General features: G+C 45.1%; 19 protein-coding genes. 15 read left to right on the top strand and 4 right to left on the bottom strand.

The window, feature by feature from the left end; translation table 11 throughout:
* The first annotated feature begins 255 nt into the window (after positions 1-255).
* From FCL46_RS08330 to ilvN, 14 genes are all read left to right on the top strand, one after another.
* On the top strand, positions 256-981 hold the full coding sequence (locus FCL46_RS08330; protein ID WP_136807300.1) for a class I SAM-dependent methyltransferase: 726 nt from the start codon (positions 256-258) through the stop codon (positions 979-981).
* A gap of 292 nt (positions 982-1,273) precedes the next feature.
* Positions 1,274-2,599 (top strand): acetyl-CoA hydrolase/transferase family protein, encoded by a 1,326-nt coding sequence (locus FCL46_RS08335; RefSeq protein ID WP_228723358.1) that lies wholly within the window; start codon positions 1,274-1,276, stop codon positions 2,597-2,599.
* Between the two features lie 442 nt (positions 2,600-3,041).
* Entirely contained in the window at positions 3,042-5,216 is a 2,175-nt protein-coding gene (locus FCL46_RS08340) for a cache domain-containing protein (protein ID WP_136807302.1), read from the top strand.
* Between the two features lie 107 nt (positions 5,217-5,323).
* Entirely contained in the window at positions 5,324-5,986 is a 663-nt protein-coding gene (locus tag FCL46_RS08345; RefSeq protein WP_136807304.1) for a response regulator, read from the top strand.
* Between the two features lie 536 nt (positions 5,987-6,522).
* Positions 6,523-8,136, top strand: coding sequence for an AMP-binding protein (locus FCL46_RS08350; protein ID WP_136807306.1), 1,614 nt, complete (start codon positions 6,523-6,525; stop codon positions 8,134-8,136).
* Between the two features lie 84 nt (positions 8,137-8,220).
* Positions 8,221-9,012, top strand: a complete 792-nt coding sequence (locus FCL46_RS08355) for an enoyl-CoA hydratase-related protein (RefSeq protein ID WP_136807308.1) — start codon at positions 8,221-8,223, stop codon at positions 9,010-9,012.
* A 67-nt stretch (positions 9,013-9,079) separates the two neighbouring features.
* Positions 9,080-10,369 carry a thiolase family protein gene (locus FCL46_RS08360; protein WP_136807310.1) on the top strand — a complete coding sequence of 430 codons (1,290 nt, stop codon included), beginning with the start codon at positions 9,080-9,082 and terminating at the stop codon, positions 10,367-10,369.
* Positions 10,370-10,601: 232 nt separating this feature from the next.
* Positions 10,602-11,450: a 3-hydroxybutyryl-CoA dehydrogenase gene (locus FCL46_RS08365; RefSeq protein WP_136807312.1), complete on the top strand. Its 849-nt coding sequence runs from the start codon at positions 10,602-10,604 to the stop codon at positions 11,448-11,450.
* A gap of 55 nt (positions 11,451-11,505) precedes the next feature.
* On the top strand, positions 11,506-11,955 hold the full coding sequence (locus FCL46_RS08370; protein ID WP_136807314.1) for a PaaI family thioesterase: 450 nt from the start codon (positions 11,506-11,508) through the stop codon (positions 11,953-11,955).
* A 183-nt stretch (positions 11,956-12,138) separates the two neighbouring features.
* On the top strand, positions 12,139-13,284 hold the full coding sequence (locus FCL46_RS08375; protein ID WP_136807316.1) for an acyl-CoA dehydrogenase: 1,146 nt from the start codon (positions 12,139-12,141) through the stop codon (positions 13,282-13,284).
* 199 nt (positions 13,285-13,483) lie between these two features.
* Positions 13,484-15,469: a heterodisulfide reductase-related iron-sulfur binding cluster gene (locus FCL46_RS08380; RefSeq protein ID WP_136807317.1), complete on the top strand. Its 1,986-nt coding sequence runs from the start codon at positions 13,484-13,486 to the stop codon at positions 15,467-15,469.
* A gap of 33 nt (positions 15,470-15,502) precedes the next feature.
* Complete coding sequence (locus FCL46_RS08385) at positions 15,503-16,273, top strand: electron transfer flavoprotein subunit beta/FixA family protein (protein WP_136807319.1); 771 nt, start codon at positions 15,503-15,505, stop codon at positions 16,271-16,273.
* A 9-nt stretch (positions 16,274-16,282) separates the two neighbouring features.
* Positions 16,283-17,203 carry an electron transfer flavoprotein subunit alpha/FixB family protein gene (locus tag FCL46_RS08390; RefSeq protein WP_136807321.1) on the top strand — a complete coding sequence of 307 codons (921 nt, stop codon included), beginning with the start codon at positions 16,283-16,285 and terminating at the stop codon, positions 17,201-17,203.
* 702 nt (positions 17,204-17,905) lie between these two features.
* Positions 17,906-18,415 carry an acetolactate synthase small subunit gene (gene ilvN, locus FCL46_RS08395; RefSeq protein ID WP_136807323.1) on the top strand — a complete coding sequence of 170 codons (510 nt, stop codon included), beginning with the start codon at positions 17,906-17,908 and terminating at the stop codon, positions 18,413-18,415.
* A gap of 213 nt (positions 18,416-18,628) precedes the next feature.
* Here ilvN and FCL46_RS08400 read toward each other — a convergent pair whose 3' ends face one another.
* On the bottom strand, positions 18,629-18,811 hold the full coding sequence (locus FCL46_RS08400; RefSeq protein ID WP_136807325.1) for a hypothetical protein: 183 nt from the start codon (positions 18,809-18,811) through the stop codon (positions 18,629-18,631).
* Between the two features lie 294 nt (positions 18,812-19,105).
* A complete protein-coding gene (locus FCL46_RS08405; protein ID WP_217909588.1) occupies positions 19,106-19,927 on the bottom strand; it encodes a TSUP family transporter in 822 nt (273 codons plus the stop codon).
* 1,796 nt (positions 19,928-21,723) lie between these two features.
* On the opposite strand from FCL46_RS08405, the gene FCL46_RS08410 reads away from it, so the two are divergent.
* The gene (locus FCL46_RS08410; RefSeq protein ID WP_136807327.1) at positions 21,724-22,029 is read left to right on the top strand and encodes a PilZ domain-containing protein; all 306 of its coding nucleotides are present in this window, start codon (positions 21,724-21,726) and stop codon (positions 22,027-22,029) included.
* Positions 22,030-22,059: 30 nt separating this feature from the next.
* Here FCL46_RS08410 and FCL46_RS08415 read toward each other — a convergent pair whose 3' ends face one another.
* Positions 22,060-24,495: an acetate--CoA ligase family protein gene (locus tag FCL46_RS08415; protein ID WP_136807329.1), complete on the bottom strand. Its 2,436-nt coding sequence runs from the start codon at positions 24,493-24,495 to the stop codon at positions 22,060-22,062.
* Between the two features lie 99 nt (positions 24,496-24,594).
* Complete coding sequence (locus FCL46_RS08420; RefSeq protein WP_136807331.1) at positions 24,595-25,191, bottom strand: indolepyruvate oxidoreductase subunit beta; 597 nt, start codon at positions 25,189-25,191, stop codon at positions 24,595-24,597.
* Between the last annotated feature and the right edge of the window lie 3 nt (positions 25,192-25,194).

A 25,194-nucleotide genomic window follows, 5' to 3' on the forward strand; every position in this document is an offset into this window, starting at 1 on the left:
GCCGAGGCACAAGCAACGCTATTGTAATAAAACACTGCAAATGGCCTGTAATGATGTAGTTGCTGAAAAAATTCTATTGATTTGAAGGGTGATCCTTTTTGATTTCAAATGAAAAACACTCTGTTGTTTGAATTTGTTATTATTTCCGCTTAAAATCATTTGTTTGAGTTTGTAATCTAAATACCAATGAGGAATGCGGGCTGAAGAACATCTGCGGACGCAATGTATGTAATAGCGTAAACAATCTAAAAGAGAATGAAAAATATCATATTGGATAATAGAAAAGATCCGCTGGGTGCAATGCTTTTGGATTATATGGCGGGCAAGCATGATGCCTGTCTTGAAGTAGAATCAAGCACGCTTGATATGAGCACAATGTGCGGTGAATTAATGTTCAGGCCTCATCAGCTCATGAGTGGTCTTGAGAAAAAAGCACTGGAGTTGTGTCACGGTGATATACTCGATGTTGGGGCAGGAAGTGGGTGTCACAGCCTCTATTTACAGGAGCAGGGGAAACGGGTGGATAGCCTCGATATCTCTCCTGGCTGCATTGAGGTAATGAAAAAACGGTCCGTGCGTAATCCCATTTATGACAACCTGTTTTCTCTGGATATTGTGAAATACGATACAGTTCTCATGCTCATGAACGGTATTGGACTATGTGGCACGCTTGAAGGACTGCATCTATTTCTTCAACATCTGCCTTCAATCTTAAAAGATGGCGGGCAATTGCTTGCAGATTCAACGGATCTGACCTCATTGTACGATAAGGCAGCGGGTGATGGATATTCGCTGGAAGGGTACATGGGGGAAACCGAATTTGTAATGAGCTATCACCATGTGATATCAGAACCGTTTGACTGGTTATATATCGATTATCAAACTTTGCTCCTGCTTGTTCAGCACTATGGCATGCAGTGTGAGCTGGTCATTGAAGGAGAGGGCGGTCAATATCTTGCCCGAGTGTTTGGTACACACTGAAATGTATTTTATATGTTTTATCTGCATATTCAGAAAAATGTCTGCAATTACGCAATTACGCAATTACGCAATTTCCGATTGAAATTATAGTTGTTTAGCTGTGGTACCCTCTCCATTTCTAGGTGATGAACCTAGTCCGCTTCGGAAAAACGCCCAGTTCAAATTCAGTCTCAAGCCGATTGCCACTATACGTAGAAATCCTCTATTGTCTATTGCATAACCACCGACAGGGTCCTTCCGGGCTGAAATCTGGAAGCATGAGACGATATTTCCTATTTTTGAGGAGAGTACAGTGGAATACGGAAGAGCATATACCAGCAGGTTGATGGCAGCCAGTGATGCGGTTGATTTGATTAAATCAGGTGACTGGGTAGACTACGCATGTTTTCTCTCTACACCGATCACTCTTGATCAGGAACTGGCTAAACGAGCCGGTGAGGTCGAGGACGTAAAAATTCGCGCATTAGGTTTCCCGGGGCTTGCAGCAGTTGCGAAAGCAGATCCTGAAGGCAGGAGTTTTAAATACAACAGCTGGCATTTCACCGGCGCAGATCGAAAACTTCATGATCAGAAGGTGTGTAATTATATACCTCTTCTTTACCATGAGGGGCCGGGGTATTACGAAAAACACGATATAACCACAGATGTTATGTTGCTTCGAACAACTCCTATGGATCACAAAGGTTTTTTTAACTTCGGTGTTTCCAACTCATTTACCCGTGCACAGATAAGTGCAGCCAAGAGGGTTATCGTCGAGGTCAATGAGAACATGCCGTATTGCTATGGCGGTAATGAAGAACAAATTCATATCTCAGAAGTGGATGCGATTGTTGAGAGTAATCACGAAGAGATGTTTTCTATGAAAGAACCGAAAATATCTGATATCGACGAGCAGATAGCAGAAATTGTCGTTTCCCAGATTCAAAATGGCTCCTGTCTACAACTTGGAATAGGTGCTATGCCCAATGCAATCGGAAAGCTTATTGCCAACTCCAACCTCAGAGACCTTGGTGTGCATACAGAGATGCTCTGTGATAGTTTTGTCGATATCTATGAGGCCGGGTGTATTTCCAACAGAAACAAGAAGCAGGATGTAGGTAAATTCGTCTACACGTTCGCTCTTGGTTCAAAGAAATTGTACGACTTTCTTGATCGTAATGCATCCTGTTCCAGTTACCCTGTAGATTATACAAACCACCTGAACAATATCGCGGCAAATGATAAGGCTATCGCCATTAATAACGCGCTCGAGATTGATCTGTTTGGCCAGGTTTCCTCAGAGTCATCGGGTACCCGTCATATATCAGGGACCGGTGGCCAACTGGATTATACATATGGGTGTTATCACTCCCGTGGCGGCAAGGCGTTGATATGTCTTACCTCAAGTGTTGTAGATAGAGAAGGAACAAGGAAATCGCGCATCAGACCGTTTCTTGATCCAGGCACAATCACAACATTACCAAGGGTTATGGTAAATTATGTTGTAACCGAATATGGCATGATCAACTTAAAAGGTAAGTCAACCTGGGAAAGGGCCAAAGCTCTGATCTCGATTGCTCATCCTGAATTTCGTGATGAGTTGTTGGAACATGCGGAGCGCATGAATATCCAGATGTAACATACAGAATACGGCATTTCACACTGTGTATCGGGAGATTCCGTATTATCAATATGATAAAGACTGAAGGGAAAGGATTGCTCCTGCACTCCTGACCGACTCACCGTCCGCCCACCCCAAGGAATCATCGGGCAGTTTTTTCCCTTCTGTTTCGTAGCGGTTCAGTAGTATTCGATTATTAATCAGGCACTGCCGGACAGGTGTAATTCCGGATAGAATGCACTTCGTCAAATTCCATTCCAATTAACGGGTTTCAAAAAACGAGCATTTTCAATACAAACCGCGACAAACACTTTTCCTTCAATTCATTATCTGTTAGAAATGAACTGCAACGCCACTGAATCTCGTTTATTAACTGGTGCTTCAGAACATCTGGAGGGTGGTGGATGATATGCAGTCGCCATTGTAATGGCCTGAGCTTTTCACAAAGGATGTGAAGGATATGTTTGCAGGAACGCGGATTCGTCATAAGCTTCTTTTCTCGTACTCTCTTCTCTATATCCTCTCTCTGTCTATCGGGTTCGGTACGTTCTATATCGTTATTCGTGATACTATCGAATCGAATATCGAAAGCGAATTGCAGAATACGACCACTGCTATTTATAATCTTGTACGGACTTCTGCTACTGTTTCTATAAAAAACTATCTGCGGGGTACCGCGGAAAAAAATGTAGAGATTATCAACCTGTTTTATCAGGACCATCTCTCTGGAAAAATTACTGAAGAGCAGGCGAAAGAGAGTGCTGCACGGGTGCTGTTGAGCCAGACAATCGGCGAGTCGGGATATATCTATTGTCTCGATAAAAAGGGTATCGTTGTTGTTCATCCTTCGCGGGCGCTGCTGCAAACCGATGTTTCCGAATATTCCTTTGTAAAAGATCTCATTAAGCAAGAGCGTGGTTATCTGGAATATGACTGGAAGAATCCCGGTGAAGATGTGGCGAGGCCCAAAGCTCTTTATATGATGCACTTCGAACCGTGGGGCTGGTATATCGCAGTATCCTCCTATCGTGCTGAATTCAAGAATCTGATAAATGTCGATGATTTTAAACACAGTGTACTTGATTTGAAATTCGGTAAAACCGGCTACACCTATGTGATGAATAACGAGGGCACGGCCATTATTCACCCGAAACTCGAAGGACGTAATATTCTGACACTTGAAGGATTGCCAAACGAATATCTGGCCTATATTCTCAAGGAGAAAAAGGGCCGGGTCGTATACCCGTGGAAAAATCCAGGTGAATCCGAATCACGTCTCAAGCTCTGCATCTTCAACTATATTGAGGAGTATGATTGGATAGTCGGGGCTTCCAGTTACCATGATGAATTTTACGAGCCGCTGCGAACCATCGGCCTGGTAGTGCTGATCACCTTTACCATCACCATGTTTCTTGTTTTGTCGCTGACGTATAAAATCAGTGATTCTATTACCAGCCCCTTGCAGAGATTGATGACGCATTTCGGAAACGCAAGCCAGGGTGATTTCAGTTTGCGAATGCCGGTGAATTCGCGTGATGAACTTGGTCAATTGGCAAGCTATTTTAACAGGTTTATGGAACAGCTTGCAGATTATAGTAGCAGTTTAAAGAAACAGATCCTGGTTCGCCAGGAGACGGAAAAGAGTCTTCGGATCAGCGAGGACAGATATCGTTCGGTGATGGAGGCGGCAGCAGACCCAATAGTTATTTATGATATGCAGGGACATGTTACCTATTTTAATCCCGCTTTCCATAAAGTTTTTGGCTGGGCACTGACTGAATGTTACGGCAAAAAGCTCGATCATTTCGTCCCGCAGGAAAACTGGCAGGAAACATCGGCCATGATCAAAGCGATTCAGGAAGGAAGAGTATTGCCTGCGACAGAGACGAATCGCTATACCAAAACAGGTGAAATCCGTGATGTCAGCATCAGCGGTGCGGCCTTCAGGAGTGATGATCAGCAGCTTGCCGGCAGTGTGGTGATCTTGCGTGATATTACCGAGACGAAACGATTGACCAAGCAGTTGATGGATATCGGTGATAATGTTCGCCAAAATATCGGTCAGGACCTGCACGATGATCTCTGTCCGCATCTCATCGGTATCGGCGGTCTTGTTTCGGCACTCAAGATTACCATCGAAAAGAGCAATGGCGAGGGTGCAGAACTTGCCGGCAGGATTGTCGATCTGATCGGTGAGGCGACCTCCAAAGCACGCGGGCTTGCACGTGGGCTTTGTCCTGTTCATCTGGTTGCCTATGGTTTGCAGTCGGCGCTTGAGGAAATTGCAGAAAAAGCGGCAGAGGGAGCGGATATTCCCATCACGTTTCATGGTGATGCAACATTGAAATTTGATGACAATACGTTGGCGACACATTTGTACTATATTGTTCAGGAGGCGGTGAACAATGCAATAAAACATGCGGTTGCAACACGTATTGATATTTCCCTTTGTCAGGAAGAAGAGTATATTCATCTACGAATCACCGATGATGGCAAGGGAATGGAGGAAAAGCAGGATAGAAGAGGAATCGGCTTGCAGATTATGCAGTATCGTGCCCTGGTAATCGGCGCTTTCCTTGAGATAACCACAAGTAGCAAGGGCGGTACAGGTATCCATGTATATATGAAGAGGTAAGGATACCTATGAGAAAGAGAAATACATTTTTATCGTAGCTGAAGCATTATCACTAAAAGGTTTCTTGAAAAGCAATTTTCAAATCAGCCTGAACGCGGAGAACGTGCATGGCCCCGCCGAAAAAATATAAAGTACTGATAATTGATGATCATCCTATATTCTGTCTCGGAATGAGCGAGTTGATTAATAAGGAAGATGATCTAGTGGTGTGCGGCAGTATTGAGCTGATGAAAAAGGCCGGTGAGGCAATTGATAACCTGAAACCGGACCTTGCAATCATAGATATATCGCTCAAAGACGGCAACGGTATAGAGCTGGTTCAGGAAATCAAAAAGGAGTACGAGGGATTGCCGATGCTGGTACTTTCCATGTACGATGAATCCCTTTACGCTGAACGTGCACTGTTGGCGGGAGCAAGCGGCTATATTATGAAACAGGAGGCGATCTCACTTGTTGTTAAGGCAATTCGCAAAGTGCTTGACGGTGATATCTATGCCAGCAATTCTGTGAAGGAAAAAGTCTTTAAGCGTCTCACCAACCAGCATACAGCCGATAGTAAATCACCGCTGGATATTCTAACTAATAGAGAGCTTGAAGTGCTCAGGCTTATTGGTGAGGGCTATTCAACTAAAGAGATAGCGGAGCGGTTACACCTCAGTATTAAGACCATTGGTACGTATCGAGAAAATCTCAAAGAAAAACTCAAGCTTAAACACTTTACCGGGCTTGTGAAATTTGCCGTGCACTGGTCGAACAAAATTCTTCATTGATAAATCAGGGCGCTGATGTCTTTGTGCTAAACTGAAAATGTCAAGAGTTGAAGCGTGTAGAGAAAGCGTCTTTTCTGCTCTGCTATATTGATCTGTATAGAGCCGGACCTCCGCATTCGCTCTGAAGCAGACGTTTAAGAATTTTTCAATGCGTGTTTAACAGGTGTTTCTCCCGTAATTACCTTTGAAATCTCCGTGCCCGCCGCCCACTTCCCACTATGAGTCATCAATCACGCTGAAATACCCTCTTTTAGATCGTGATTCGACGGCGAATTCAGAACTACACTCGATAATTCCAGGCCCTTTAATAAGCTATCAAAAAAAGCCAGTTATCTCAGTTGTCTACTCTGCTAGGTTCAAAACCTAGTCCTCCTCAGTTTTTATTGCAGATACAAATAGGTTTTGTACCGATTGTCCGCTTGGGCCGGATCTAATAGTGTTCGCTTCAGTTACATTGGCATGTGAAGAACAGATAGAACGTTCTTTGTTTAACTGTTCAAGATGAAAGTAATCAGCCAGTAAATGGAGTGGTCCAGATGTTCAGAGCACGTGTGAATCGTGATATTCTCAGTCCGGTTTCTTTTTTAAATAGAAGCGCAAGCGTCTATCCGGATAAGATCGCAGTTGTCTATGGGGATAAACGATACAGTTACAAAGAGTTTTTTCAACGGGTAAATCAGCTTGCTAATGCACTCCATGAAAGTGGGATTGGAGTCGGTGACAAGGTAGTTTTTATCTGTCCCAACACTCCACCGATGCTTGAAGCACATTATGCAATACCACTTATTGGTGCGGTATTGGTGTGCATCAATACCCAGCTTTCCAGTTCAGAATATCAGTATATCATCGAACATTCAGACGCGAAGGCGGTCTTTGTCGATAATGAATTTGTCAATCGCCTGCATCCGGTTATTGAGGAGTTGAGCGAGGTCGAACTGTTCGTCAATATCTGTGAGTACTCCATTTCGCCTCTGGTGAAGGGACCTGAGTATGAGTCATTTATTGGTGGTGGCGCGACAACTGTACCTGAGTGTGACGGGATCAGTGATGAAAACGATATGATCGCCATCAACTATACCTCTGGTACTACGGGCAAGCCCAAAGGTGCAATGTATAGCCATCGTTCCACCTATCTGCATACACTGGGCGAAATTATCGAGTCGTCACTTACCCCGGAGTCTGTTTATCTCTGGACACTACCGATGTTTCATTGCAATGGCTGGAGTTTTCCCTGGGCGGTTACCGCAATAGGGGCAACCCATATCTGCATGCGTCAGTGTTTACCGAAGGATATTTTCCATCTTATAGAGAAAGAAAATGTTTCACATATGTGCGCGGCACCAACCGTTTTACTGATGATGATCTGCTACCCTGAGTCGCGATATGTAAAACTCAGGCGTCCTTTGCAGGTGTTGACAGCAGGGGCTTCTCCGTCACCCGCGATTATCCAGGGCATGGAAGAGATTGGTGCAAATATCACCCATGTCTATGGCCTCACTGAGCTACATGGTCCCCATAGTGTCTGTGCATGGCAGGCACCATGGGTTGAGCTTGATCCGGAAAACGTTTCACGCATGAAAGCACGTCAGGGCGTACCGTATACAACCTCTATGCATATGTCTGTGGTCGATCCGCTCACTTTGCAACCGGTGCCTTGTGATGGACTGACCATGGGAGAAGTGGTGATGCGGGGTAACAATGTGATGCTTGGTTATTACAAGGATGAAGCTGCAACCGAGAAAGCATTTCGCGATGAGTGGTTTCATAGCGGTGATCTTGGAGTCGTGCATCCAGATGGCTATATCCAGATCATGGATCGGGTTGGCGATATTATTATGCGTGGTGGTGATATCATTTCGTCAATTGAGATCGAAGATGTGATTTACCAGCATCCTGATGTGCTGGAGGTTGCTGTGGTTTCTACACCGGATCCGGTGTGGGGCGAGGCTCCCAAAGCATTTGTGGTTCCGAAGCTCGGCAGAAACCCGACGGCTGAAGAGATCATAGAGTTCTGCCAGCAGAATCATGCCGAGTTCAAGGCACCGAAAACAGTTGAATTCTGTCAGTTACCGAAAACAGCAACCGGCAAAACCATCAAATCGCAACTTCGTAACCGTGAGTGGGTGGGGTGGGAGAGAAATGTAAGCTAGAGAGAATCAACGCTTCGCCAGAATGGTTTCGGAAGTTTTAAACCTATGACTGATAACGTAAAAGGACCGGAAAGGAGAAATACCATGAACTACGAGTGTCTGGAATTTCAGCAGGATGGTGGTATAGCGACTATTACCTTTAACAGGCCCAAAGCACTCAATGCCCTTAACAGTGCCACGCTGCGTGAACTCGATAATGCACTTGACTGTATTGCCGGGGATGAAAATATCCGGGTACTTATTCTTACCGGCGCAGGGGATAAGGCCTTTATCGCAGGTGCTGATATTACAGAAATGCGAACTCTTACTCCTCTGGGTGCGCGAAAGTTTGCCCAGCTTGGTCAGACAATAATAGATAGATTGCAGCGACTTCCTATCCCGGTGATAGCTGCGGTGAATGGGTATGCATTGGGAGGCGGCTGCGAAATGGCGCTGGCCTGTGATTTTATCTACGCTGCTGAAACAGCAACATTCGGTCTTCCGGAGATCAGCCTGGGTATTATCCCAGGATTTGGCGGCACCCAACGACTGCCGCGTCTGATCGGTGCGAATATGGCACGGGAACTCATCTTTACAGGTAAATATTTGTCTGCAGAAAAGGCACGTGAGGCGGGGCTTGTCAATACATGCCTTCCTGCAGATCAATTGATGGCAGGCGTGGCTGAAGTTGCACGCCAGATAGCCAAAAAGGGGAGTGCCTCATTACGGGCGGCCAAGGATGCAATTCGCCAGGGATTGAATTGTGATCTGAACAGCGGTCTTGAGATTGAGCGGGATGCATTTGCACTCTGCATCAGCAGCCCGGATGCCAAAGAGGGAACCTCAGCATTTATTGAAAAACGTAAAGCTGAATTCGCAGGTAGTAGAGATATCTGAACGATTACCGGAAAATTCTGAGTGCCCGGTTTATCCATAAAAAGATCAGCAAAGGAGCCAGACCAAAATGAATAAAGTTGTCATCGTTAGTGGAAGCAGAACGGCAGTGGGAACATTCGGCGGTGCGTTAAAAGATGTGCCGGTTGTTGATTTGGGCGCGACAGTGTTGCGTGAGACCATGAGCAAAATCGGGTTGCGACCGGTAAAAAATAGTGATTTTTCTGACACTGTGCCTGACAAGCTTGCTGACCAGAACGAGATTCCTATCGAGAGTCAATATGCAAATTGGGATTCAGCAGCACAGGAACTTGCCATTGATGAAGTAATCATGGGTAATGTTCTGCAGTCGGGGCAGGGCCAGAACCCTGCACGTCAGGCGATGGTACGCGCAGGTATCGCAAAAGAGACTCCAGCATATTCAATTAACAAAGTGTGTGGTTCTGGTTTGAAAGCGATAGCACTGGGTGCCCAGTCAATTATGTGCGGTCATGCAGATGTAGTTCTGGCGGGTGGTCAGGAAAATATGAGCCAGGTGCCGATGGCAATGCTGAAAGGACGCTGGGGCTACCGAATGGAATTGACCGGAGTCGGAGAAGTGCATGACCTTATGGTCTATGACGCGCTCTACGAGATATTTTATGGCTACCATATGGGCGTGACTGCCGAAAATATCGCCAACCTCTACAATATCAGCCGTGAAGATCAGGATAAGCTCGCCAGCATGAGTCATGCACGGGCAATGGCGGCGATTGAAAAAGGATACTTTGCTGACGAGATTGTACCTGTCAAAACGATGGCCCGAAGAAAAGAAGTAATTGTAGACCGGGATGAGCGTCCTATGGAAACAAGCGTCGAAAAACTCGCCAAATTACGGCCGGTGTTCGCTAAAGATGGTTCTGTTACTGCAGGAAACGCTTCGGGCATTAATGACGGTGCTGCAGCAGTACTGCTGATGAGTGAAGAAAAAGCCAAAAGCATGGGACTCAAACCACTTTTGACAATTGAGAGTTTCGCATCAGGTGGCCTTGATCCCGCTTTTATGGGCCTTGGACCTGTACCTGCAGTACGTCGAGCACTGAAGCAGGCGAAGATGACTGTTTCAGATATCGATCTGATTGAACTCAACGAAGCGTTTGCGTCTCAGGCTATCGGCTGCATGCTTGAGCTTGGTATTGATGTGGAAAAACCGAACCAGTGCGGTAGCGCTATCTCCATGGGGCATCCTGTAGGTTGTACGGGTGCACGCCAGATGGTGACAACTATCAACCAGATGCAGCGCGGTGGTCTTGGTACAGGTCTGATTAGTATGTGTATAGGCGGTGGAATGGGCATGGCAATGGTGGTGAGCAATAAATAATACGCTGATTACCGGGCTAATACTCAGCTATCACATGTGAGGTGTAAGGGGACAGACGTCAGGGGGGAATTGCACGACCTGAATAATAGCCCTAATTACGACATGCCGAGTTTTTAAGGTAATCAGAAAAAAGATAAAAATATCTATAAAAAAAACGCTGGTGGGTGGGGTGTTGAGATATACAGAACAATTGTGACCCACCTGCCGGCGTCCTCTTATGAAGGAGCATGGTATGAAAGTACAAACCTTCGGTGTTATCGGTGCAGGACAAATGGGTGGCGGCATAGCCCAGGTAGCTGCAGCAAGCGGTTTGAATGTAATTCTGCATGATATCTCAGAGGAATTCATCGAGCGCGGTATGGCTCATATCCGCAAGAACCTGCAACGAAGTGTTCAAAAAGACAAAATCACCGTGGATGAGCAGGAAGCAATTCTTGACCGTATATATGCCGGAACTGATCTTACAGCCATGAAAAATGCGGATTTTGTGGTTGAAGCTGCTTCAGAGAATGAGGAAATTAAATTCAAGATCTTTGCACAACTCGATGAGATCTGTCCTCAACATGCAATTCTTGCTTCCAATACTTCATCTATTCCGATTGGTCGTATTGCTTCACGCACAAGCAGACCAGAAAAAGTAATTGGTATGCACTTTATGAATCCAGTGCCGGTAATGAAGCTGGTTGAAGTCATTCGTGCGCTGCCGACCTCTGATGAGACCTTTAATATTACTGTAGAACTCTCTAAACAGATGGGCAAAACCCCTGCTCAGGCAAACGACTTTCCAGGATTTATTGCCAATAGAATTTTGCTGCCGATGATTAATGAAGCCATTTTTTGCCTCTATCAGGGTGTTGGCGATAACGAGTCTATCGATAACGTCATGAAGCTCGGAATGAATCACCCCATGGGGCCACTGGCTCTTGCCGATCTTATCGGTCTGGATACCTGTCTGGCCATTTTAAACACGCTGCATCAGGGATTGGGTGACCCGAAATACCGGCCATGTCCATTACTTCGTCAGTATGTTGAGGCTGGTTGGCTAGGTCGAAAATCAGGCCGGGGTTTTTACACATATTAATCTATGCCCGCACGCTGCAGCGCAGGCGACAACTCTTCAGGAAATGAGGTCATATATGGAGGTTTTGGCATTTCAGGACCAGTATCCGGATGATTATGCAAATTGTTTCGGTTGCGGCCGCAACAATGAGCACGGTCTGCATCTCAAAAGTTATTGGGAAGGCGATGAGAGTGTCTGTCACCATACTCCGGAAGGCCACTATACCGGTGGCTTTCCAGGCTACCTCTATGGCGGAATGATAGCCTCTTTGCTGGACTGTCATGGTGCTGGCACGGCTGCTGCAGCAAAGGCATGGGAAGACGGTGGACCGATTACACGATTTGTCACAGCTTCACTCAAGGTTGACTATTTGCAGCCAACCCCTATCGGAGTGGAACTTGAGATCCGCGGCAGGGTTATTGAAATTAAAGGGCGAAAGGTCACTGTTGATCTGCGTCTCATTGCAAACGAGATAGTGTGTGTTGAGGGGCAGGTCATCATGGTTCAAGTCCCGCAATCATCGTAAAAAAACAGAATAGCAGAATAGAAAACCGAATGGGATAACGAGTCGAAAGTACATAAGTAAACTACCAATGGCCATGAGACCACGGGCTCGGCGTTGATTAGACCGAACAATGTACCAGGATAAGCCTGGAATTCCGGGGCCTGCAGCGGCTGCAGATTAATACCTCTATATGGGAGCATGAGTATGAACTTCGAGCTGACAGAAGAACAGAACCTTATTCGTGATATGGTAAGGAGTTTTGCAGAGACTGAGATAGCACCTACAGCCGATGAACGTGATGAGAATGAATCGTTTGATCGTGATCTAATGTTTGGCAGGCTCGGTGAACTTGGTTTGACCGGAATTGTTTTCCCTGAAGAGTATGGTGGTGCAGGAGCAGATTACCTGAGCTACTCCATAGCTGTTGAAGAGCTATCTCGCGTATGTGCTTCTACAGGCGTTACGCTTTCTGCTCATCTTTCATTGGGTTCAAACCCTATTTACCTGTTTGGTAATGAAGAGCAGAAGAAAAAGTTTCTTACACCATTGGCCACAGGTGAGGCGATGGGTGCATTCGGATTAACTGAGCCATCTGCCGGATCTGATGCCGGAGGCACAAAAACGTATGCGGTCCGTGAGGGTAATGAATGGATTCTGAACGGCAGTAAGGTTTTTATAACGAATGCGGGTGAGGCTGATATCTACGTAGTTTTTGCACGAACAGATAGAGACGCGCAAAAGCATCACGGCATCAGTGCATTTATCGTTGAAAAGGGAACCCCGGGATTTTCTTTCGGTAAAAAAGAGAAAAAGATGGGAATACGTTCCTCACCAACGCTTGAGCTCGTTTTTGAAAATTGTCGTATACCGGCTGAAAACCTTCTTGGAGAAGAAGGCAAAGGGTTCAAGGTCGCAATGAAGACCTTGGATGGCGGCAGAATCGGTATTGCTTCCCAGGCGCTTGGAATTGCGCAGGGAGCACTGGATGCCACGAAAGAATATGTAATTGAAAGAGAGCAATTTAATAAACCTCTGAGTGCTTTTCAGGGGGTTCAATTTCAGCTGGCCGATATGGCCACCCAGGTGGAAGCAGCACGTCTGCTCGTTTATAACGCTGCCTATCGGGCTAGCGCTGGTCTTTCATATTCTCAGGAATCAGCTATGGCCAAGCTTTTTGCCAGTGAAACGGCAATGAAGGTGACAACACAGGCGGTACAGTTACATGGCGGCTACGGCTATACACGTGATTTCCCGGTAGAACGAATGATGCGTGATGCGAAAATCACAGAAATCTATGAAGGTACCAGCGAGATTCAACGTGTCGTAATTGGCGCGAACATGACTCGCTGAAATACGGACTAACCATGGGGCAAACTCCTCCTGCCTCTTATGGCCCCGGAAGGTCTCCGCAAGTGTCTTTCCGGCTGCGACGGGGGAATGGTGTTTTTACTTGTCGTTCTCCTGACTATTCCCCCGTCGGTTTTCTATGTGTTGTGTAGTAGTTGTTATTATAACAGATATTTTTGCCTTTCCGCTGATGGAGGTCGCAATGGAATTTACCCGTGAAATATATTGGAACGTCGGTCATGGACTGACCACACTCGGGCCTATGTATTTACTGGCGCTTGCTGCTTTGACTGTGCTTGCCTACGGAACATTTGAACGTATAAAGGTCTACAGGCAGGGGCAATCGCTTGATCGAACCGATGAACCGCTGGCACGGTTTGGCATGATGATGAAGAATATGGTGTTACAGTCCAGAGTGTTGCGGGTAAAGGGTCCAGGTCTAGCTCATGCTCTGTTCTTCTGGGGTTTTCTTGTACTCTTTATCGGTACCGGGCTTATTGTCATTCAGGCGGATTTCACCGATTTGCTTTTTGATATCGTGTTCTTAAAAGGAACGGTATACAAAATATTTAGTGTGGTGCTTGATATTGCCGGATTAGCCGCGGTCGTTATGCTGATTGGTCTGTTGGTACGCCGTTGGGTGGTACGTCCTGCAGGCCTTGAGACAGGTCGCGATGACGTAATTATGCATACCTTGCTGCTACTCATTCTTGTGAGCGGGTTTGTAATTGAAGGGGCGCGGATGGCCGTGACTGAGATGGGTAGCGAGCTCTCGTACTGGTCGCCGGTCGGTTTAGTAGTTGCCACAGGAATTGAAAGCCTTGGCGAGCAGGTAATGCTCTCGCTTCATAAAGGTTTGTGGTGGTTACATCTATTGCTGGCTATGGCTTTTATTGCCCTTATTCCTTTCACCAAGTTTCGTCATATCCTTTCGACCAGTGCTAACTATTTTCTGGCAGATCGCGGACCAACAGGCAAATTGACCACTCTTGATCTCGAAGACGAAGAGAGTGAGAGCTTCGGGGCCAGGCAGGTAACTGACCTGAGCTGGAAAGATCTGTTTGACGCAGATGCCTGTACCTTATGTAAGAGATGCCAGGACCGATGCCCAGCGTATACGACCGATAAGCCCTTGTCACCAATGCAGGTTGTAAACCGAATAGGCGATATTTCACGCACTGATCCTCAGGCAGATCTCGTCGATGAAGTCACTCGTGATGCCATCTGGTCCTGCACCACCTGTCGCGCCTGCCAGGATATCTGTCCTGCCTCTATTGAGCATGTAAATAAAATAATTGAACTGCGCCGTAACCTCGTGCTGATGGAAGGAGAGTTTCCCGGTGAAGAAGTGATGACCGCTATGGAGGGAATGGAGGTGAATGGTAACCCTCTGGGTATGGGATATGCGGGGCGTGGTGACTGGGCAGAAGAGCTCGGCCTGCTGCGACCTACAGAAGGAACTGATATCGATATTCTTTATTTTGTCGGTTGCTATGCAAGTTTTGATAAACGTAACCAGGAGGTTGCTAAAAATTTCATTACCCTCTGTAAGGCTGCAGGCATAAAAATTGGTATTCTCGGCAAAGAGGAAAAATGCTGCGGTGAGCCTGCACGTAAGATGGGTAACGAATATCTCTACCAGACCCTGGCACAGGAAAATATCGAACTGCTGAACAGCTGCGGAGTTAAGAAAATTGTTACCACCTGTCCGCATTGCTTTAACACACTGGAAAAGGATTACCGCGATTTCGGTTTTGAGATCGAAGTAGAGTCTCACGCAGTCTTTTTAGCAAACCTGGTTGAAGATGGGTCGCTGAGGATTAACAGCGAAAGCTTCGATTGTACCTATCATGATTCCTGCTATCTGGGACGTCATAACACTATTTATGATGCACCTCGAAAACTGATTACGGCATCAGGTGGCAGGATCACCGAGATGGAAAAGAACCGGGATCAGGCCTTTTGTTGTAGCGCCGGTGGTGGCAGGATCTTGGCAGAGGAGAAGCTTGGTAGCAGAATCAATGTGAAACGGGTGGAGATGGCAGCAGCCACAGGAGCTGGAACATTGCTCTCTAACTGCCCATTCTGCCTGACTATGTTTGAAGATGGTGTAAAAGGCGCAGATGTAGAAGAAAGCTTACGACCAAGGGATATAGCAGAAGTACTGGTGGAGCGGTTACAAGGCTGATTTTTATATAGGGTTTTCGGACGGAGGAAGATTATGAAACTACTCGTATGTATCAAGCAGGTTCCAGACATGGAGTCCAAATTCAAGATTGATGCGGATGGACTATGGTATGACCGCGGTGATCTCGCCTGGCGGATGAATGAATATGATGAATATGCGGTAGAACAGGCCGTGCAGGTAAAAGAGCAGAATGGTGGCGACCTGACTGTGTTGTGCATCGGTTCTGATCAGGTGAAGGAAACAATGAAAAAGGCCTTGGCAATGGGATGTGATCGCGGTGTTCATATCATCGACAATCAGAGTTATATGAAGGATCCTTTTGAGATCGGCTCGATAATTGCTGAATTTGCCAAAGATAAAGATTTTGATCTTATTTTTACAGGTATGCAGTCTCAGGATAGAGGCAGCGGCCAGGTTGGTGTGATTACGGCTGAACTGCTTGGTATTTCAGCTGTAACTACCATTGTTGATTTTTCCTGTGAGAATAACTCCATTGTCGTAAAGCGCGAGCTTGAAGGGGGCGTGAAGGCTCAGGTAGAAACGACGCTTCCTGCCCTTGTAACCTGTCAGCTAGGTCTTAATACACCGCGATATCCAACCCTGCCTAATATCATGAAGGCTAAGAAAAAGGAAATGCTCAGCCTTGCGGCAGATGACCTCCATTCAGTGGGTGCGATGCAGAAGACAAAGAATGTTACTTTTCCTGAGAAGCAGGGTGGCGGCCTGTTCCTGGAAGGGGAGGTCGACCAGATAGCCGATCAGCTGATAGCGGTTCTGAGAGATAAAACGAGTGTGTTCGCTTAGGAGAAAAATATGAAAACCCTGTTAGTTGCAGAATACAGACAAGGAAAAGTGCAGGAGAGTTACACTGAACTCATGGCCTTTGCCGATAAACTGGGTGCTGATAGTGCAATGTTTATAGTTGGTGACAGCGCAGGACAACTGCCGAAATTTCAAGGAACCCTGCATGTTGCGGAGGTGGATGATTTTGGCGAGTACAATCCGGATGTTCACAAATATCTGCTTCTTGACGTTGTAGCTCAGGAGCGGCCGGATATGGTTGTCTTCTGTCATAGCTCTTATGGATGGGATCTTGCGCCGCGGGTAGCGGTGAGCCTGAAAGCTCCGCAGATCTCTGAGGTAATCGATGTAGAAGACGGAGCGATGGTTGTACCTGCCTGTAATGCAAAACTTCGCAGAACCATTGTCGGTAGCGGAGATGTTACCGTAGTCACCATTCAGGCGGGTGCATTCTCGCTCGGCGAAGCGGGTAATGGTATCCCCAATGTTGCTCCTGTTATTGGTGATTATCAGGGTGTAGTTAACCTGTTGGGATATGAGGCTGCGGAGCATGGTGGTGTCGATTTGACGAAATCCGAGGTTATTGTCAGTGCTGGCAGAGGGGTTGGCAAACCTGAAAATGTATCAATGATTGAGCAACTGGCCCAAGCGCTGGGGGGCGAGTATGGGGCCAGCCGCCCTGTTGTTGATGCTGAATGGGTAGCGCATAATCGCCAAGTCGGCACCACCGGTTTGACTGTTTCTCCAAAACTCTATGTGGCATGCGGCATATCAGGTGCGGTGCAGCATCTGGCGGGCATGAAGAAATCAGAGTTCGTGGTTGCTATCAACACAGATAAGGACGCGCCGATAGGCGAAGTGGCTGATGTTTTTGCTGTGGCAGATCTTAAGCAGCTTCTACCTGTGTTAACAGAGAAAATTCAGACGTTGTAGGTAGTATCTATCCGAATCCGTCATTTCGGTGTAGAAAATAATTAGAAAACAGGTGATGGGTTGTGCAGACTGGCCATCACCTGTTGTTAGTATTGTAAGACCTCTGCAATATTCCACAAAAACACACTACTTGTGCCTCATTTTCTTTCTTGAAAATCAATAACTTTCAGCAGGTTCCTATTGCATTTCTGGTTCTTCAGAAACTCTAATGGAAATGCTGGTTATTCCCTCAACTGTCAACATGTAATCATACGTTTATGCTTTTGAAATGTCTAAATAAATCCATCCACTATTTTAGTTATATCAAGTGAACACATTACTGTTTGAGCTATGATAGTTGTTATCTGTAACGGTAGTAGAGTGATGTGGTAGGAAGTATTCTTACATGGAATGGTGAACTGGATTCGGTTATAGAAGCCTTGTGTTTTTGTGCCGATGACAGACCGATAACTGTTCAATATTTAGTCTAGAGCGAGTGGCACAAACACGTAGTAGTAAACTTTGGTGGAATTGCGATATTGCCTATCAGGGATGAGCGAAATTGCACCCATACTCTGTCGTAAGTGAGTAGAATACAATCTCCAAATTATCATTATGTATGAGAATGAGAGAAAAAAGGATTAAAAACTCTCTTCAGTTAATGACCAATACAGGTTAGAATTGGTTCCTTTATAGATATAATTGCCAATTTTGGAGAATATAATGGAAGAACGAGCCTATACAATATCAATGCTGGTAGCGAATAAACCAAGTGTGACTTCACGGGTGACCGGGCTGTTTGCTGGAAGAGGGTATAATATGGAGAGCATTTGCGGTGCTCCGACCCATGATCCAAATATTTCCCGCATCACAATCAAGACCCGGACTACACCGGAAAAATTTGAGGGGCTCAGAAAGCAACTTGACCGCTTGATTGATGTGATCAAGCTGCGCGACATGTCTTTCGAAGAACTGGCGGTCCAGCGGGAGATGGCGCTTATCAGCATTGAAATAACACCGGAGAATACTGCGAATTTAGCTGCTCTTGTAGAGTCCACTGGTGCAAAGATTATTAACGAAAGTGCTGACTCGTATATTATTGAAGTAACGGGATATGAGCATGATGTAGATGAACTGATAGAACAACTTCGACCATTCGGTATCAAGAAACTTACACGGTCTGGAGTTCTGGCACTTTACAGGGAGCTGGATGAGGAGCACAGATCGATGTGAGCGTAATTGGATCAGCGCACGAACCTAGGAGGCTGTCCGAGAATGCCCTTCCCACCCATATCTTCGTTAAACTCGAAAAATTATCCTCGGAATATCGATTATATGCCTTCGGTAATTTTGCGAGTTTGCCTTGATCTGAGCGAAAATTCCTATTCTCGGACACCCTCCTAGTAAAGGGCTAAGTGGCTCAATAACGGATTAAGCTCACATCTATTACTGCAGCGATTCTTCATAGGCTTTATGAATCCAGATATCCGCCTCTTCCTCACTGAGGTCTGTTAAGGTGTTGACTGTTTTACCGATGTATTTCATCGAGAATGCGGCAACATATTGATCAGGTTCCATCTGCTGCTGGCTGCCGAGTTGAGTAAATATTTGTAGCTGTATTCTATTCATAATTTGTTCTCTGCTCCTATGTCGATTAATTCAAAGAGTCCTGATCACTGGTCAATACACAGTGATCAGGCCTTTATTCAAACTTCCTATCTCTATCCGGTCTGTATCGGAACCCTCGTTATTCCTTTGTGCCCTGTGTTTTCTTTTGGCCCGGTGCGATCACAATGACCTGATGATCAGAGAAACCGTACCAGCGCCTTAAAAAAATCTTGGTATCAGCTAAAAAAAATCTGCAGAAACGTAAGGTTCACAATATTGATTAGATAGGAAAAAAGTGCATTCCCGGACAGCTTCTTAATCAAACCAGCCCATTGCAAAGGCATATTTCGTAAGCATTCCTAAACACATCATGACCACAATATATCTCAGGTATTGAGGGTTTATTTTAAAGAGCGACAGTGACCCTCCCCAGGCGCCAAGGAATTGCCCTAGCATCATAACAATCCCTGCAATCCACACCACTTTTCCCGCGACAAGGAAAACTATTAATGATGCTATATTCGTCGCGAAATTGAGAGTTTTCGCAATAGCTGTAGCATCTATGATTCCTTGAGATCTAAGTGATAAGCCAGCAAGAACAAAAAAAGATCCGGTTCCGGGTCCAAACATGCCATCATACCAGCCAATAACAGGCACTACGGTTTTTTGATATACACCATCGGATAGACGCGGCGTATCGCTAGTCTTGCCAAGTAGTGGTGCAATCAGGAAGTAAATAACGGTAAATATCAGAGCAGCCGGAATTACAAAGTTGAGAATGTCCGTATTAATAAACTGAACAGCGATCGTTCCAAGAAATGATCCAATAAACGCTGAAAGCATAAGGTGCTTAACATTATCCCAACTAACCTTTTTGGTTTTGAGCATGATAAAGGATGCGGTAAACGTTCCCATTGAGCCTTGCAACTTGTTGGTGCCCAAAGCAAAAAGCGGAGGTACACCACTGACGATAAGTGCTGGTAGTGATATAAGACCACCGCCACCAGCCAGAGTATCAAGAAATCCGGCAACGAAGGCGCATAAGAATAAAAATGATAATATTTCTAGTGAGATACTTGTGAGTTCCATGTCGAGTGATTGTGCCTTAATCCTGATGGTTGTTTGACCTGATATCATTTTGAAATGACAGCTAATTCGTACGTAAATCGTACTGTATATCATAACCGAGTTAAACGTTTTCAACCGCAGGAAAAGTGTGACAGAGCAATTATTGGTTCATGAAAGAGGCTGTAATCGTAAGGTTTCTGCCTCAATTGTTTCAAAAGAATAGTGTTATTACGTTACGATTACGGACATAGATGTCAGTTACGATTAAGAGCAGAGAAGGCGGGATTTGGCGAAAGGTGGAGCGTGTAAACTATGCGTCAGGCTATCTTTGTCGTTGTTGAAATATAAGTCCCGGTTTGTTGTACCTCAGCTTATCAAGCCGGGATGATAATTTTTCAACCTCAATTTCATTAAAAGATGACCCGAATATAATGTCGTGTTTGATTTCAATGACCTTCGTTTTATTTGTATTGAGTTTGATTGGCATATAGCTATACCTGTATTGATAATTTGAGTGTCTTGTCGGTATGGCGTAGCAACCTAAAATGTTTTCATTCTGATTTATTTCAATTTCAGTATATTCATCGACTTGTAATGCTGAAATTACAGTGTTATTAATCAAAATGTAGTAAAAGTCATTTTCCTGGTGACCAAACCATTTTGATATATAAATGACTAACTTGCTATTTCCTTTTTCTCTCTGTCTAATTCGACACTTTTTTTCTTCTAATTCATTTTTAAATTTAACGATGCTGATTTGGTTTAGTATATTGGATTCAAATTGTGATTTTGGCTGGATATGAAATAGAGCTTTATTCAGAAGTAGTATGGTTAAGGGTGGGGATGTAAAAGAGAGTAACGCCCATGAGTAATATTTTATTTTATTTGCGGAGAAGAAGTTGTTCGTGAAATCGATGTTTTGAGTTAGATCTATGGATAGTAAATGATCTCCTACTATTAGAATGATAGCGATAGTTGTGAACGATATGAGTTTGAAAGCACTTTGGTATTGTGGGTTTAAAGGCAAAATGCGTTTAATACAAAATCTTACAATCAGAAAGTAGGTAATTACAAGTGATAATAGCGATATCATATTGAAGTTGAGTTCCTTGCGTAGAAGTAACTTGTCGTCTTGATAGAGTCTGCTTTAGCCTGTTGCATTATCAAATATTTTAAAAATTTGGTTCATTCGAAATTGAGTGAATAGTAGCATATATAATACATTATTATAGTAACGTTGAGAGTGTCGGAGCGCTTCAACCCGATCGAGTTAAATGCTTGGTGTGAGCCAGGTATCGGCAAGAAAATTTGTGCTAAGAAGTCTTGTGAATGATTAGATGCTATGTCATATGTTTAACATAGAACACTAACTAAAAGCAAGAGCAATGACACCGGATAGTGTTCGGAAATGTTAAGGTAAAAATGAAATAAATAGCTGTATATGAAAGTGATTGAGGTGAAGATGGTAATGTGACGTCATGCTTAGTAGAGTCGAAACGTCATGCAAATCAACCTTTGCTATGATGGTCGTCGAAATTCCACTAAATGATTTTCTACACTCAGTCTGATGGTTGCTCTTCTCACATGGCTTTATCGATGTAATTTCATCAAAGAATGCTAATTGTAGATATCCTCTAAACTCCTGGCTCATCGTTGGACTCTTAAACATACATACTAAAATACGAAAATCGGGAAACTTGATTCTCATCTGAGATATAGATGTAAGCTTTTAGTAAGGATTGCACTATGTCGGTTGATTAGCGTTCTCTGATTCATTAATACTGATAGCTATACAGATATTTCTGTTCTCTTAAAGATAAGAGTCAGAATATTCGAGCCAATAACATCATATTTGAGTCAATTGTATGAGAATGATAGAAAAAGAAGACCACAGGGAAAAACGAAGCGACGTTCGGTTACCGTCAACTATGCTGGTAGAGGTAAGTACAGCTGGAAGACTGCTTTTTAAGGGGAGGCTTCGTGATATCAGCAGGAACAGCCTATATATCGATGTTTGTACGGGAATTGAAAAAATTCAATTTACGGACAACCGAGAGCAGGTCGAACTGAAAGTGATCAATGAATCGAATTCAATTACGCTCAATCTCGCTGCATCTGTTGCCCGCTATGATTCAGAGGGTGTTGCATTGCTATTTTCTTCAATCAATTAAAGCATAGCACAATATCTCCAGTGGTCACGCTTATAGAAGATGATCTGATTTTTTGATCTTTTCAGCGTGGAGTCGGCCTTCCATATAGATGGCTAGAGCATGTACGGCTCTATCTGATGACCTGAAAACCGCAACATCTTTTGCCACCAGTTCATCAACCAGTGGGTCGTAAAGGCGCCCTGCATCAACGACACCGATAATAGGTTTATCTTTATCGGTAATAAGTTTTGGAAGGAGGTGAGCTATACTCTCCCCGGAATGGAAGCTATACCTGTCTGTGCTTTCTGTATTCAGGGTTCTTACTGAAGGCGAGAGTGGGTCAAGGCTAAGAACTATTGCGTCTACCTGAGGGTCATCAGCCAGATATCCTGCTATTGCAATATGTACTTCATCATCAGAACCCGGGTTGATGTCCATGGGGTTCTGAATCTGAACCAGGCCATCAAGTCGTTTATTCTTTAAGAGTTTTGTAAGTCGCTGATTGGTTATTTTCGAGAAATCCGCCATTTTCATTCTAAAGTCATCTGATTGGATATTATCAGCCATACCAACAGCTTCGAAGCCGGCTCCACTCATAGCAGCCAATCTGTTACCAAGAATTTTTTTGCTATGCAAACGTTGAGAAAGCATCAGCAGATCTTCAAATTGAGAGAAGGTCTGGGCAACTATCCCGCCTGCCTGTCGTACGCACGACTCACAGACCATATAATCGCCAGCAAGAGAGGCGGTATGGCCTGATGTGGCTGTTTTGCCTTCTGGTGTTCGTCCAGCCTTGTAAAAGATGACATCTTTGCCTGAAATTACTGCAGCCTGTACTGCCTGTGTAAAAGATAATCCATCGAGATCCTGAAATCCTTCGGCATAGACACCAATTACATCAATTTGTGGATCATCTTTGAGGTAATGTAGGAAATCACCAAGCGTGAGATCTGTCTGGTTACCGATGGAGATCATATATGCCGGATCAAGCTCAGGACGTCTGCTTTGCCTGGTAATCATAAATGCTCCGCTCTGGCTTACAAAAGCGGCATTTCGTTTACGATCGCCTCGCTGTTTTGGCAGCTTGGCTTCAGGGATAAAGAGCGTATCATATTTGCCGGGATGGGAGATAACCCCAAGACAGTTGGCCCCAAGAATTACAGGACCGCCATCATCTGTAGTATGAGCAGTTTTTATTGCCTCCACCACCTGGGCTGCACGATCTGCGCTTTCCTCTGTTTCACCCATTCCACCAGCTATGAGCATTACTGATTCAGCTGTATCACGTTCTATAACCTGATCTATAACTTCAGGAATCTGATTAGAGCCTAAGGCTACAACAAGCAGATCGAGTTTGAAATCAAGTGAGGCCAGATCGGGTATGCAGGTGACCTCTTCAAACGTTGAAATACCTGGTTTAATAATTCTGATCTTCTCAGGATCAAATCCACTTGCCAGAATGTTACCAAGGATTACACGACCAAAATTGATCCGTGATGTTGAAACACCCATGATGCCGATAGATTTCGGGTTAAGCAGATTGCCAATTTTACGAACAGGACGTTTTTCCGGTGCAGATCCAGGCGCAGCGAACCTGCACATTCCATCAAGCGGCACCATAAGAAAATCGGTAAAGGCAAATGGATTGATCTCAAGTTCTTCAATCACATAGGGTGCATCCGGATTTATAGGTGAATACTGGTTTGCCAGTTCAATCATTGAAGAAAAACATTCAATGATCTGTTCATCAGTAACAATCCTTCGTTGGCCGCGGGTAAGACCTGCCAGTTTTTTGTAACAGATGGTCGAGGTGAAGAGTTCGAAAAACGTTGCGCCGTCAGTGAGTGCAGTCGATGCTGCTACGATTGCCTGGCCTTTTCTGAACCGTTCAGCATACAGTTCGGTATCGGTGCCGCCAAGACCTGCACTGATGATCATGCCAAACTCACGCGTGTTACGGATACCTACTATAAGCTCGTTACCAAAGGCCTGTGAATCAGGCGGCATAAACTGCACCAGTAACACCCCTCTGATATCACGAGATATAGCCTGACGAAGTTGATCACCTGTTAAGCCCTTATAGGCATCGGGTGCATGAGCCTGATCGCGCTCTATAAGGTTTGCATAGTTTTCAGGAACTTCATACATCATCCGACGCCAGGCAGAACGAATCTTCTCTGGTGATTTCTGGATGATTTTTACTCCACCAACCTCTGTTTTATGAATAATCGTCGGTGACACTATTTTTAGTACAACAGTGTCACCAGTCATAGACATCAGCTCGTCATCTGTCGGGCGACCGGTTTTTGCAAGAAAAATGGTCGCCGGAGGTGTTTCTGCACCGCTATTACGAAGCAGGGAGTAGGTCTCCTGCTCGTAAAGGAAGTCTCTTCCCTGACTCTGTGCGGTAGAAAACAGCTCTGTTATTGCAGTAAAATCGATTGCAAGCTGATAGGCTGGCGGGGTGAAATTGTCTGTATTGGACATGTAGAAGTTCCCTTGTAACTTTTGCTGGGAGGTCGTATGAGAATGGTCTTACAACCACAATCCCTGTTCTCAGACAACCCCCCTGTTACGCGTAGTACGTTATCCTAAAATGCGGCGGGCAGTTTCAAGACCGGCATCGAAACATTGCAGGTTTGCTTCAACAAACGCAGCTTTAGTTTTGGTTGAAATGGCCTCACGCAAATATTCTTCCGGCAGATTAATATCGCCAACTGCCATAAGTGCGCCAAGCATTACCATATTTACACCAAGGGGATTGCCTGCACTGCGGGCAAGTTCCATAGCGTCAAAGGCGACAACCTTATCTACCTTATCTTCGAGGAGTTGAAGAATTTTATCAAGGGCAGGGTATTCTCCCTGCCCAAGGGAAACAGTAAATGGCTGGATCTGGGCAAGTGAGGTAATCAGTATCGTTTTGGGGTTTGCTTTTCTAAGCGCACGGAGCGCCTCAAGTGGTTCGAAAGCGACGATTACATCAGCTTCACTATCAGAAATAATGGGGCTCGCGCCACCAATTACTGCAGTGGACTCAACTACACCACCACGCTGCGCCATACCATGGGTCTCGCTGATGCTTATGCGGGTGCCTGCAAGCACCGCTGCTTCTCCAACCAGTTTTGTGGCGAGGATATTGCCCTGGCCACCAACACCAACAAAAAACACTCTTTTAGTCTGCATATC

It is taken from the genome of Desulfosediminicola flagellatus (assembly GCF_005116655.2).
GTDB lineage: Bacteria > Desulfobacterota > Desulfobulbia > Desulfobulbales > Desulfocapsaceae > Desulfopila > Desulfopila flagellata.